12 protein-coding genes are annotated in these 12,970 nt (G+C 54.2%); 11 read left to right on the top strand and 1 reads right to left on the bottom strand.

What is annotated here, in order from left to right:
- Positions 1-32 precede the first annotated feature (32 nt).
- From MKZ07_RS24815 to MKZ07_RS24800, 4 genes are all read left to right on the top strand, one after another.
- Positions 33-908, top strand: coding sequence for an aldose 1-epimerase family protein (locus MKZ07_RS24815; RefSeq protein ID WP_341028271.1), 876 nt, complete (start codon positions 33-35; stop codon positions 906-908).
- Positions 909-1,119: 211 nt separating this feature from the next.
- Complete coding sequence (locus MKZ07_RS24810) at positions 1,120-2,109, top strand: glycosyltransferase family 2 protein (protein WP_036691276.1); 990 nt, start codon at positions 1,120-1,122, stop codon at positions 2,107-2,109.
- Positions 2,106-3,212 carry a polysaccharide pyruvyl transferase family protein gene (locus tag MKZ07_RS24805; RefSeq protein ID WP_341028267.1) on the top strand — a complete coding sequence of 369 codons (1,107 nt, stop codon included), beginning with the start codon at positions 2,106-2,108 and terminating at the stop codon, positions 3,210-3,212. The genes MKZ07_RS24810 and MKZ07_RS24805 overlap by 4 nt, the downstream gene beginning before the upstream one ends.
- 44 nt (positions 3,213-3,256) lie before the next feature.
- A complete protein-coding gene (locus tag MKZ07_RS24800) occupies positions 3,257-4,771 on the top strand; it encodes an oligosaccharide flippase family protein (protein ID WP_341028265.1) in 1,515 nt (504 codons plus the stop codon).
- Positions 4,772-4,900: 129 nt separating this feature from the next.
- On the opposite strand, the gene MKZ07_RS24795 is transcribed toward MKZ07_RS24800, so the two are convergent.
- Positions 4,901-5,992, bottom strand: a complete 1,092-nt coding sequence (locus tag MKZ07_RS24795; protein ID WP_341028263.1) for a threonine aldolase family protein — start codon at positions 5,990-5,992, stop codon at positions 4,901-4,903.
- Positions 5,993-6,187: 195 nt separating this feature from the next.
- Between MKZ07_RS24795 and udk the strand changes: the two genes are divergently transcribed.
- The 7 genes from udk to MKZ07_RS24760 all read left to right on the top strand — a co-directional run bounded on the left by udk (position 6,188) and on the right by MKZ07_RS24760 (position 12,967).
- Positions 6,188-6,817, top strand: coding sequence for a uridine kinase (gene udk / locus MKZ07_RS24790; protein ID WP_036726376.1), 630 nt, complete (start codon positions 6,188-6,190; stop codon positions 6,815-6,817).
- A 112-nt stretch (positions 6,818-6,929) separates the two neighbouring features.
- A complete protein-coding gene (locus MKZ07_RS24785; RefSeq protein WP_341028260.1) occupies positions 6,930-7,253 on the top strand; it encodes a hypothetical protein in 324 nt (107 codons plus the stop codon).
- Between the two features lie 299 nt (positions 7,254-7,552).
- Positions 7,553-8,446 (top strand): carbohydrate ABC transporter permease, encoded by an 894-nt coding sequence (locus MKZ07_RS24780; RefSeq protein WP_340827743.1) that lies wholly within the window; start codon positions 7,553-7,555, stop codon positions 8,444-8,446.
- Positions 8,443-9,321, top strand: a complete 879-nt coding sequence (locus MKZ07_RS24775) for a carbohydrate ABC transporter permease (RefSeq protein ID WP_341028257.1) — start codon at positions 8,443-8,445, stop codon at positions 9,319-9,321. Before MKZ07_RS24780 ends, MKZ07_RS24775 begins: the two co-directional genes overlap by 4 nt.
- Before the next feature lie 55 nt (positions 9,322-9,376).
- Positions 9,377-10,765 carry an ABC transporter substrate-binding protein gene (locus MKZ07_RS24770; protein ID WP_341028254.1) on the top strand — a complete coding sequence of 463 codons (1,389 nt, stop codon included), beginning with the start codon at positions 9,377-9,379 and terminating at the stop codon, positions 10,763-10,765.
- A 198-nt stretch (positions 10,766-10,963) separates the two neighbouring features.
- Complete coding sequence (locus MKZ07_RS24765) at positions 10,964-11,956, top strand: LacI family DNA-binding transcriptional regulator (RefSeq protein WP_036726344.1); 993 nt, start codon at positions 10,964-10,966, stop codon at positions 11,954-11,956.
- A 12-nt stretch (positions 11,957-11,968) separates the two neighbouring features.
- Positions 11,969-12,967: an N-acetylglucosamine kinase gene (locus MKZ07_RS24760; RefSeq protein ID WP_341028250.1), complete on the top strand. Its 999-nt coding sequence runs from the start codon at positions 11,969-11,971 to the stop codon at positions 12,965-12,967.
- The last annotated feature ends 3 nt before the right edge of the window (positions 12,968-12,970 follow it).

Raw genomic sequence — 12,970 nt, 5'->3', positions numbered from 1 at the left:
TTACATATTGCAGGGCGAGAGGGGTACAGAGCATGAATACTATTTTACGCAGCAGCCTGGCCGTGGCCGAGATCAGTTCACTCGGTGCTGAGCTGGTCAGCTTCAGAAGAACGGATACAGATACTGAATATATGTGGAACGGAGACGCCGCCTATTGGACAGGCCGTTCTCCGGTGCTGTTCCCGATGATCGGGGGAGCCGCAGGCGAAGTGGTCCGTGTAGATGGACAGACGTATCCGCTGGCCCGCCACGGCTTCGCCAGACGCAACGAATTCACGCTGGTGGAGGCAAGCGAGACGCAGGCGGTCTACCGGCTATCGCACAACGAGGACACGCTGGCCAGCTATCCGTACCCGTTCCATCTGTATCTCACCTATAATCTGAACGGCAGCACGCTGGACATCAGCTACCGGGTGGAGAATCCCGGTGAAGGGGAGATGTTCTTCCAGCTCGGCACCCATCCGGCCTTCAACTGCCCGATTGGCGGAGAAGGCCGCTTCACCGACTACTATCTTGAATTCGAACAGCCGGAGCGCCTGGAGCGCTTATTCCTGAATGAGAATGGCTTGATCACTCCGGGCCAGAACGAGGCCATGCTCGGCGCGGACAACAAGATGCCGCTGAACCACGAGATGTTCGCGCATGACGCCCTTGTCTTCCGTAATGTCCAGTCCAAATCGGTTGCCCTGAAAAGCAGACAGTCTGACCGGAGCGTAACCGTCGCCTTCACGGGCTTCCCCGATCTCGGCATCTGGCAGCCGAAGAATGCACCGTTCGTGTGTATCGAGCCTTGGCATGGCGTGGCCGATCGCGAAGGCTTCACCGGCGATTTCCGGGAGAAGCAGAACGTCATCTCCCTGCCGCCGGGCGGCCAGTTTACCAGCGCGCTGGCGATTACGTTTAACTAAATTTCAGCAGGCGAAAGGCCGCAGTCACCCCATGGTGCTGCGGTCTTTTTGCTGCGAAACAGCGGCTTCCCGTCAGGCAGTTCACGCCCCTCCTCAAGCGATAAGTACACTTTAGTAGTATATACAACCTTTTGACCCGGATAGTAAGATTATCACAAATATAGTGACGCGTAGACCCGAATCAGAACCGGGAAAGGAAGTGACTGCTCGAGTGAAGCCAGAGATAAGTATTATTGTGCCTATCTACAACGTGGAACTGTACCTGAGGAAGTGTGTGGATTCGATATTGGCGCAGACCTTCCGCAATTTTGAATTGATTCTGGTCAATGACGGATCACCTGATAAGTGCGGCGAGATTTGCGAGTATTACAAGGAGCTGGACCCGCGTGTTGTCGTCATTCATAAGCAGAACGGCGGATTGTCCGATGCCCGCAACTATGGAATTGATGTGGCAGAGGGCCGGTATATCGGGTTCGTCGACAGCGATGACTGGATTGAACCGGACATGTACGAAGCCCTGTACGAACTCATCACCGCCCACAATGCAGATATCGCTGTATGCGGCCATTGCGAGGTACAGGATGATGTCAAGCTGGAAAAGTCCTTCACGCACCAGGTGCGTGTATACGATAATGCGCAAGCCATTGACAAGCTGCTTGAGGATACCGAGATCCAGAACCTTGCCTGGGATAAGCTGTACAAGGCTGAGCTGTTCAGCCAGGTGAGATATCCGGTCGGCCGGTATTTCGAGGACATTTTTACCACCTATAAATTATTCCTCCAGGCGAACAAGACCGTCTCGCTGGACTCCCCCAAATACCTGTATCTCAAGCGAAGCGACAGCATCACCGGAGCGATGAACAACCGGAAATATTACGACCGCTTCCGTGCGGCGCTGGAGATCTACGAGACGATTCAGGATAAAAACTATCCGGTCGCCAAAGAAATCTCGTTATCCCGGACCGTAACCGAAGGCATTGAGCTGTGCAACTTCCAGCTGATTACCGGCGAGACTGCAGTTAACAAGGAATATCTGGCCGAGCTGGGCGGGTTCCTGAGCAAGCATACCTCCGCGATCCTGCGCAACCGCATCATCCGCCGGGAGATGAAGACTGCAGCCCTGCTTATTCTGACCAGCTCCACGGTATACAAAATGCTGTATTATTCCAAACTCCGTTTGAAGGGAAGTAATATGATATGAGCCAAGCCCTTGAGAAGATCCTGCCGCTGTCTTTCCGCAATTATGTAAGCAATATTCCCGTTTACCAATACTATAAGGGCTATCTGAGCTACCGGAATGCATATAAAGACAAGACGAAAGCCATTTACGTCGTCGGCTCCCCTGAGCATGACAATCTGGGCGATCACGCCATCACTTATGCGCAGATGAATTTTTTGCGGAAAGCTTTTCCTGACTATACCCTGATTGAGATTGTCGCCAACCGGCTGATGCATAACATGAAGTGTCTGGAGGAATTCTGTTCGCCGGAGGATATCTTCGTGCTTCAGGGCGGAGGCAACTTCGGGATCGAGTATTTCCGTGAGGAAGAGGTACGCCGCAAGATTATCTCCGAGTTCCCAAATAACAAAATCATCGTCTTCCCGCAGACCATCTACTTCGGTGATACCGAGCTTGGGCGCGCGGAGTTCAAGAAGACACAGGACCTCTATGGCTCCCACAAGGACCTCACGCTGGTCGCCAGAGAGGCAACGTCGTACGAAATTATGAAAGCAGGTTTCAGAAACAACGCAGTACTGTTAACGCCGGACATTGTAATGTCCCTGGACATCACTGACCCTCCCAAGGAGCGCCACGGTGCCCTTCTGTGCATTAGAGCCGATAAGGAGAGCATTTTCAGCGAGCAGGATAAAAAGGTCATCCAGGAGTACACCTCCAAGCACTACAGCACCACCACCTTCACGGATACCTGCATTCTCCGCCCTGTCTCCCTGGAAGACCGGGATCACGAGCTGAACACCTTATGGAATCAGTTCAAGGAGGCCGAGGTTGTGATTACGGACCGGCTGCACGGGATGATTTTTGCGGCGATTACGTCCACACCTTGTATTGCACTGGGGAACTACAATTATAAGGTCGTAGGCAGCTACGAATGGATCAAGCATCTGGGCTATGTAAAATTCACGAACGATGTGAAGCACATCCCGGCTTTGCTGGAAGAACTGAAGACGATCCAGCGCCCCCGGTACAATAATGAGTTCTCGGTCCAGCATTACAGCCAGATCATTGAATCCATGGCAAGCAGCAGCGCTAGAGAACCTGCTTCGTCTATCGTTACCGCTTAAGATAAGCACAAGACACTCTCTGTAGCGAGGAAGCGATCCCACCCTTGAAAACAAATATAAAACTTGCTGCAATCATAACCTATGCTTCGGTATTCCTAGGCGTTATTATCTCCCTGGGCTCGACGCCGTTCATTGTGTCGACCCTGGGGAAATCCGAATATGGATTATTCGCGCTGGTGAACTCCATCATCGCCTACATCGTCCTGCTGGATCTGGGCTTCGGCAGCGCGGTCATCCGCTTCAATGCGAAATACATCTCTGAGAATGACTCCGCAGGCCAGCGCAATATTAACGGAATGTTCCTGCTGCTGTTCTCAGCCATCGGACTCCTCTCCTTACTTGCCAGTGTGATTCTGGTGTTTAATTTCGATTCGATCTTTAGCAGCCTCGATGAAGCTGAGCTGGGCATTCTGAAGACGATATTTATCATTGCCGCCATCAATGTGGCTGTCTCGTTCCCGCTGAATATCTTCAGCTCGATCATTACGGCCTATGAGCGGTTCGTCTATCTCAAAATCATCAATCTGATCCGCGTGGTCCTGTCTCCGGCCATGATGGTGCTGGTCCTGCTGTTCGATTTCAGATCGACAGGAATGGTTACTGTTGCGCTTGTGCTGAACCTGGCGATCGGTGTGATTAACGTGGTCTTTTGCCGCACCAAGCTGAATCTGAGGGTCCGGTTCCACGGCTTCGATACCAAGCTGTTCAAAGAGATCTTCAGCTACTCGTCGTATATCTTATTGTCGTCGATCGCCTTCCAGATCTATACGAATGCCGATCCGCTGATCATCGGGATGTTCCTCGGGGCCACGCCTATCGCCGTCTTCGCCATCGCTGCCCAGCTCAACACGTATATTCTCAACTTCTCCAATGTGCTGGCCAGCTTCTATCTGCCCAAGCTCACCAAGATGATCGTCAAGGGTGCAGATCAGGCGGCCTTAATGCTGGAGCTGGTCAAAATAGGCAGAATCCAGGCGCTGATCGTAGGCTACATCGTCTCGGGCTTCGTGTTGTTCGGACAGAGCTTCATTCTGATCTGGCTCGGTCCGGATTACAAATATGCATACACGGTTGCGCTGATCATCATCATTCCCCAGATCACATCGATTGTGCAATCGCTGTTCGCCACCATGCTGGAAGCGATGAATATGCACCGGGTGAAGGCCTTCATCTATTTCTCTGTTGCTATTCTGAAGGTGGCCCTAACCTTCTGGTTCATCCGGATCTGGGGGATTACAGGCTGCGCCATTGCTACGGCTATCGGGATGATCATCAATGTATGCCTGAATAATGTGTACTACAAGTATAAATTGAAGTTCGATATCCTTCATTTCTGGCTGCAGATCATCCGCGTCTTCATTCCGGTGGTGCTGCTGTCCGGTGTGTGCGGGTTCCTGCTTAGCTTCGTGAGCATCACTTCTTACGTGTATCTGGGCATGTATGTCATCCTGTACTCCCTCATCTATGTGCTTACTATGTGGCTGTTCGGACTGAACGGGGCAGAGAAGCAGATGGTGGCCGGACCGGTGCGAAAAATGGCTCTGCGGAGTCAGGCCTAGGACTCTACGTGAGGCGGGCGGTGATTGGCATACCGCGCTTAGGCGCTGCTCCATGCTGTGCCTAAGCGAAGAAGCCTCTGCGGGTAAGATCCGCAGAGGCTTCTTCGCTTAACTTGGCAAGTTTGCTGATCAGAGCTGCTTCAGCCGCTCATCCAGCAACCGGAACATGCTTCTGAGGGCCGTCTGGTCCGCTTCGCCATAATGATCGCCGATATTGATCTCATAATAGCAGGAAGCCTCGCCGATTGGCTTGAGCCGTGGTGTCAGGCCAATGCCGGTCTCATTATAGATCCCAATCAATACAGGGGCAAGCTGCTCCAGAGGCAGCGCAAAGTGGATGTGGAACATATTCGAGACCGGAACCTCCGGCAGCGTGGATACCTTATGGCAGCTGTTGAATAAGGCTGCCAGCTCCTTGGCCTGCTCATAGTATTTTGACATCCTGCCGATTCTCTGCCGGTAATAATACCGGGCCGGGACAATATAGGGATAGAGACTGATCAGGTCGCCCCCATGGCGACGCTTCCAGATCTTCGAGGTCTCCGTGAACTCCCGGCTGCCGGCTAAGATCGCTCCGGCAATCCCGCCGATGCCCTTATAGAAGGAGACGTATACACTGTCGAAGAGCGCGCAGACCTCGGCCGCCGTCTTGCCGTAGTAAGGCAACACCTCGAACAGCCGCGCCCCGTCCAGATGGAGCTTAATTCCCTGCTCCCGGCAATACCCCGATATCGCTTCCAGTTCGGCATATTCCGGCAGCTGTCCGCCGATCTCCCGCTGCGGCAGCTCCAGCAGCAGACAGGCAACCCCCGGTCCCATCTCCTTCACATCCTCCAGGGTAATCAGACGGTCTGCACTGCCCAGCAGCAGCGGCTCCAGATGATGCAGCTCCTTCAGGCCGTCCTGCTCATGAATCTCCAGGTGGCATAGCGGGTGATAAGCGACTCTTTTGCTGCCCTCACGGTCACTCCAGATCCGCAGGGCAATCTGCTGCGCCATCGTGCCGCTGGGGAAGAACACGCTGCATTCTTTGCCCAGCACCTCTGCCATCTCTGCCTGGAACTCCTCAATCACCGTCCCTGTTCCGTACATGTCCGCAGCAAGGCTGTCCTCTACACTGGCCAGCGCCTTCTTGAGTACGGCTGCGTCCCGTCCGCCATGGCCAGCAAGCTGCACCTGCGTCCTGCCGAACGCCTCCATTAAAGCATTCTCCTCGTTCATTTTATTATCCTAGCCCCCTTCTTCGTAGCACCCGATCTGTATGAATCCTTGAAATTATATCATTCCTCTACAAAATAACCGAATTATTAGAATGTTCACATGATATTCCTCTCCAGCAAGGTGAAATAAGTTGACCGCTGTGCTACAATATTGGAATTGCAAAGGCAATTGCTTAGGGAGGTTTATAAATTCACCATGCTTATTATTGGTATCGCCGGCGGGACCGGCTCCGGCAAGACAACGGTAGCGCGCTCCGTGATTGACCGTCTTGGCTCTGACAAAGTAACATTCATATCCCAGGATAACTACTATAAAGACCATTCTTACCTCAGCATGGCTGAACGCGGTGCCATTAACTATGACCACCCGCTGGCCTTTGACACGGAACTGCTGATCGAGCATCTGGATTGTCTCAAAGCGGGACAAGCCGCCTTCGCTCCCGTGTATGACTTCACGGTTCATGCCCGTTCAACCGAGAAGACTGTGGAGCTTGCCCCGAATAATATCGTCATTCTGGAAGGACTGCATGTGCTGTCCGATGAGAAGCTGCGCGAGCAGCTCAACATCAAGGTGTTCGTGGACACCGATCCCGATGTGCGTATCCTGCGCCGGGTGCTGCGGGATATCGAGGAACGCGGGCGGACCATCCGTTCGATCCATACGCAATACCTGACCACGGTGAAGCCGATGCACGAGGCCTTCATCGAGCCCTCCAAGAAATACGCAGACCTGATCATCCCGGAAGGCGGACAGAATCAAGTCGGAATCGAACTGCTGTCGGTACTGACCGAGAAGTATCTGTCCGGCGATCACCAATGGAACTGAATTAAGCCGCACCGGCTGATATGGTGCAAGGACCGTCCGGCAATGCCGGACGGATTTTTTCTGTTCCGGGAGATATAACATATGCGAAAAACCGAACACATTGGGCGACGCGATGGCTATCGGACAAATTGCAGGCGAGAAACCGAACACATTTCTCGGTGCGATCGCTACCGGGCCCATTGTAGGCGAAATACCGATCACATTCGGCAGTATGAAGGCGCTCGGACCAAATGTAATCGAAAAACCGATCACATTCGGCAGTGCAAAGGCGCTCAGACCAAATATAATCGAAAAACCGATTACATTCGACGGCGCGATGGTTACCGGGCCGATTGTAATCGGAAAACCGATTATATCGGGCAGCTCGAAGGCAGCAGGGCCCTTTGTAGGCGAAAACCGGCAAGCAATCGGTCGCCCGCTGGTGAGCTTTTCATGAAATCACGCCTCAAAAGTCAGGTTACCTTACATAAAACCCCTGTTCACACCGGAATTTTCACTATTTTCAGCATTATCATCCATTCATTTGTTATATTTATTGACTGGTAACGCTTTATTACCGAAATAAAGTGTTGATTATTTGGTGATCATCCACTATGATTAGGTCAACGGACGGCGTTAAAGTTAAAGCGATTTAACTTATAATTTGTCCACTATAATAAAATTGGTAAATTACATTTTTATTTATCATTAAAGTTAAAGCGCTTATACTTTTAACAATGAAAGGCTGGTGTGTCCGTGATTAAGAGTGAGAGCCGGCGGCAGACGTTCTACATGTATCTGTTCATTTCCCCGTGGCTGGTCGGCTTCCTGATCTTCGCCCTGTACCCGATCCTGTCATCGCTGTATTACAGCTTCACCGACTATGACATCATTCATCCGCCCAGATTCATCGGCCTCGCCAACTACACGGAGATGTTCCACAATGAACTGTTCTGGCGTTCCGTGAAGGTCACCCTAAGATATACCTTCATCAGCGTTCCGGTACAACTGCTGCTGGGCCTGGGGTTCGCCCTGCTGCTGCATCAGACCATCCCCTGGCGCGGCTTCTTCCGCACAGCGATGTATTTCCCGAGTATGGTCTCCGGTGTGGCCATGTCGCTCCTCTGGTACTGGATCTTCAATCCGCAGATCGGCCTCTTCAATTATATGCTCTCCTGGTTCGGCATTCACGGCCCGGCCTGGCTGATGAATCCCGATACAGCGCTGTATGCCCTAATTATCATGTCCCTTTGGACAGCGGGCTCTGGCATGATCCTCTTCCTCGCTGGTCTGCAAGGAGTCCCAGCCAGCCTGATCGAAGCTGCCAATCTGGATGGGGCAGGGCGCTTCCGCATTTTCCTGAATATTACGCTGCCGATGATCTCGCCTGTCCTGCTGTTCCAACTGATTATGGGGCTGATCGACTCCTTCCAGGTGTTCACGCAAGCCTTCGTAATGACGCAGGGCGGACCCAATTACTCTACCTGGTTCTACGTCTACAATCTGTATACCAGTGCCTTCAAGGAATACCGCGCCGGATACTCCTCCGCGCTTGCCTGGGTCCTGCTGATTGTCGTCATGCTGTTCACGGCGGTCATTATGAGGCTGTCGCGCCGTTATGTCCATTATGAAGGAGGCAGCAGCCGATGAGCACCGTTAAGGCCACCCGCCCGTTTGACCCGCCCCCCCGGCTCCGCCGGAGAATCAAGCCCGTTAAGATTGCCAGCTTCACCGCGCTCCTAGTCACAACGTTTCTCATGCTGCTGCCGCTGTTCTTCATGGTCTCCACCTCGCTGAAGTCCAAACGGGAGATGCTGAAGTTCCCGCCGACGTTTCTGCCGGAGAGCTGGGCCTTACGCAATTATGTCGATATTTTTGAGACTCTCCAGTTCGGCACATTGTACAAGAACAGCCTGATTATCGCCGGCTTCTCCGTATTCGGCACCCTGCTCTCTTCGGCGCTGGTTGCTTACGGGTTCGCCAGGTACCGGGGGCGCGGCAACAACTTCTGGTTCATCCTGCTGCTGAGCACGATGATGCTGCCTTATCCGGCCATTATGATTCCGCAGTTCGTATTGTTCTCCAAAATGCAGTGGATCGACACCTTCCTCCCGCTGATTGTGCCTGCCTTCTTCGGCTCGGCGTATAACATCTTCCTGCTGCGGCAATTCTTCTCCACGCTGCCTGAGGAATTGTTCGATGCCGGACGCATTGACGGCTGCGGCGAGCTGAGGATGTGGCGGACCATCGCGCTGCCGCTGTCTGCGCCGGCGCTGGCGACGGTTGCGATCTTTGCTTTTATCTACAGCTGGAATGATCTCTTGACCCCTGTGCTCTATCTAAGCTCATCGGACAAATTCACGCTTCCCGTAGGGATGGCTTCCCTCACCTCATCGCGCTTCCGCATTCCGCCGTGGCATCTGCTGATGGTCGCCTCCGTCCTGGCTATGGTTCCAATCGTCACCCTGTTTGCCATCGCCCAGAAGCAGTTCGTCGAAGGCATCGTACTGACCGGTATCAAGTAAGGCAGCAAAGATATCTCGGGTTACAACACTTGGAAAATTCAGGAGGGATTGGACAATGAAAAATATGATGAAGAGCAAGAGGTATGCGCTGCTGCTCGCAACAGCCCTGACAGTATCAGCAGTCTTGGCGGGCTGCGGCGGCGGCAAGTCAGCAGGCAATGTGGCGGCTGGGGACAGCGGAGCCGGGAATACCGGCGGTTCGGGGGAGCAAGTGACGATATCCCACTATACCATTGATTCCGAGGACCGGACTTTTATCGAGAAGCTGATCCCGGATTTCGAGAAGGCGCATCCGAACATCAAGGTCAAGGTGGAGAAGGCACCGTATGAGCAGTTCGACAGCAAGCTGCAGACACTGATTGCCGGCGGCAATTCCCCGGATGTGACGAGCCATTACGGATATGGCGGCTTTGCCGAATACTATAACAAGGATATGCTGCTGGATCTGACGGACCTTATTCAGGAAGACGGCTTCAAAGCCGAGGATTATCATATCCCAGAGAATCTGATGAAAATCTATACCGTAAACGGTCATACCTACGGCATACCGGTCAATATGTACGTCACCCTGATGCTCTACAACAAGGATATGTTCAATGCTGCGGGCGTCTCCTACCCGCCAAGTGATTATGAAGATAAGAGCTGGACGTTTGACCGCATGGTGGAGGATGCCAAGAAGATGACACTTGTCTCGGACGATATCGCCAAAACACAGTACGGTGTAGACTTCACCTGGGCGGAGCGGGATATGCGGCCGCTGTACTTCGGGGCAGAGCCTTACTCTGAAGATACCTGGACCAACGGCGGTGTTCCTTCCGAGACGCATTTCGATTCACCCGAGGTCATTGCCGCTTACCAGAAGCTGTTCGACCTTGTGTTCAAGGAGAAGGTGTCCCCGACTTCCGAGTGGAGTAAAAGCGTAGCCGGACAGAACGGCGACCCGTTCGTCGCAGGCAAGATCGGCATGTCGATCGGCGGCTCCTGGAACCTCGCGGGGGCTAACGACTTCCCGTTCAAAATTGGCGTAGCCGCCGTGCCTTGGGGAGGCAACGACAAGGTGCGCAGCACGCTGTTCGTTGATCCGCTGCTGATTCTGAAGGACTCGAAGCATCCGAAGGAAGCTTTTGAATGGATCAAATACCTGATGACTACTGAAGTCCAGGAGAAGTCCATCGAGCTGAGCGGAGGAAATCCGCCAGTTAATACGGAAGCGGCTGAGGTGTATTACAAGCATTTTGACGGCATTGATCCGGAGGATGTGAAGAAGGTCTACGAGGGCGCGGTCAAATACGGCTATGAATCCTACAATCATCTGATCACCAACTACTCGCAGATCAACGACATGTTCATCAATGAGCTGCAGCCGGTCGAGACGGGTCACAAGACCCTGGAAGAGGTTATGCCGGTGATTCAGAAGAAGGTTACGGAGATCATCAAGAGGTAGCGGCCCGGCGATGGTTATATGTTTAGCGAAACCCCGGTGCGGCCTGTATACTGGAGATAGAATAAGTGGAAACGGCTTTGCCGTCCTTTTAAAGGACGGTACCGTTTCAGCGAGAAATAGAAGGATAATTTATCGTGTGAAACATATAAATTCTATATTTTAAAAGCACCGGACAATCTGCCGCAAGGAGCGCTTGAAATGAAAGTAAGTATTTTTGATGTAGCCAAAAAATCAGGGCTGTCCGTGGTCACCGTATCGCGGGTATTAAACGGAGCAACGTCTGTGCGGGAGAACAACCGCCAGAAGGTGCTCGACGCGATCAAGGAGCTGGATTACCGCCCGAATGCAGCAGCCCGCAGTCTGGCCAGCGGCAAGACCGGCATCATCGGCCTGATCGTAACGACCCTGCAGGATTCCTTCTTCGATGCTGTGGTCAAGGAACTGAATGAGACGCTAGCCCTGCACGGATATTATCTGGCGATCTCCGTATATGATGGCATTGGCTCCGGCGAGAGCCACTACCTGATCCAGGAAGACCGGGTGGACGGACTTATCCTGCTCTCCCCGATCAAAGAGGACAATTATATTGTCGAGCTGAAGCGGCGGGGCATTCCCTATGTGCTGATCGACAACCAGCTGCCGGAGAATGACAGCTACTCGATCACCATCGACAACTTCAAAGGCGGGTATGCCGCAGCCAGCCACCTGCTGGAGCTGGGGTATACCTCCATCGCCCATCTCTGCGGGCAGGAGATGTTCCGCAGTACGCGGGAGCGGCGCGCGGGCTTCCTGCAAGCGCTGCAGGAGCAGGGCCTCGCCCCGTTCGAGATCGTACACGGTGAATTTGAGATCACCATGGGCTACGACACGGCGCAGCGCTGGCTCGCAGAGGGTAAGCTGCCGGGGGCGGTATTCGCCGGAGATGACAATATCGCCCTCGGGGTGATCAATGCCCTGATGGAGGCAGGCGTAAAGGTGCCGGAGGAGGTTGCTGTAGTCGGCTACGACGACCACTATATCGCCTCCCAGCTCCACCCGCATCTGACCACTATGCGCCAGCCGGCGGATAAGATCGGAGTCGCCGCCGCCGACATGCTGCTGCGCCGGATCAGCGGGGAGATGAAGCGCGGCTCCAATATTAAGATCGATCCGGAGCTGATTGTGCGGGAATCGACGAAGATTACACTTTAGGAGGTACAAACATTGGCTTACTACATGGGAATCGACGGGGGCGGCAGCAAAACCTACGCCCTCATATGCGATGAACAAGGCCGCATCCTCGGCAAAGGCCGGAGCGGCAACGGCAATCATCAGACCAGCGTGCAGCAGGCGGAAGCAAGCATCCGCGAAGCGGCCTCTCTAGCGCTGGCCGAAGCCGGGCTCCGGCTGGATCAGCTCCGCCATGCCTACCTCGGGCTGGCCGGGGCGGACCGCCAGACCGATTATAACATCCTGCATCCGCTGATCCGCCGGATCGGCTTCACGCAGTACACGATCAGCGGTGACCCGATGATCGGCCTGCGGGCGGGGACAGACCGCCCCTACGGCGTGGCCCTGATCTGCGGCACCGGCACCAATGCAGCGGGCCTGAATCCTGAGGGCCGCCACTTCCAATGCGGCGGCTTCGATTATATGTACGGCGATTTCGGCGGCGGTGGTGCGCTGAACATCGAGGTGTTCCGCACGGTCATCCGGGCCTGGGACGGCCGCGAGGTTCCTACGCTGCTGACGCAGCCGCTCCTCAGGCTGCTTGGCTATGAGCAGGTGGAAGACATGTACGACGACTTCCTGGATCACGGGAAGCAGGTGCCGCTGGATGCGGCCCGCCTGCTGTTCCCGGCAGCGGCGGAGGGCGATGCCGCCGCGCTGGCGATCTTGAACCGCCAGGGCGTAGAGCTGGGCAAATCGGCGGCGGCTGTCATTCATCGGCTCGGCATGGAGAATGATGAGTTCGATGTGGTGCTGGCCGGAAGCCTGCTGACCCGGGGCGACCGCGGCTGGATTCGCGGCCCGATTGAGCAGGCAGTGCGCGAAGCGGCACCAAGGGCGGCGGTGGTCACACTGTCCACCGAGCCTGTGGTCGGCGCGGTCTGGTCGGCGCTGGAGAGTGACGGGATCACCGTCAGCCAGGAGATGTATGAGACGATGCGTGCTTACAAGGAATTTGAGCTTATTCCAACGATCATCACCAGACAGGAGTGATTC

The organism is Paenibacillus sp. FSL P4-0338, assembly GCF_038002365.1.
GTDB lineage: Bacteria > Bacillota > Bacilli > Paenibacillales > Paenibacillaceae > Paenibacillus_AQ.
This window is presented reverse-complemented; position numbering and strand designations above follow the sequence as displayed.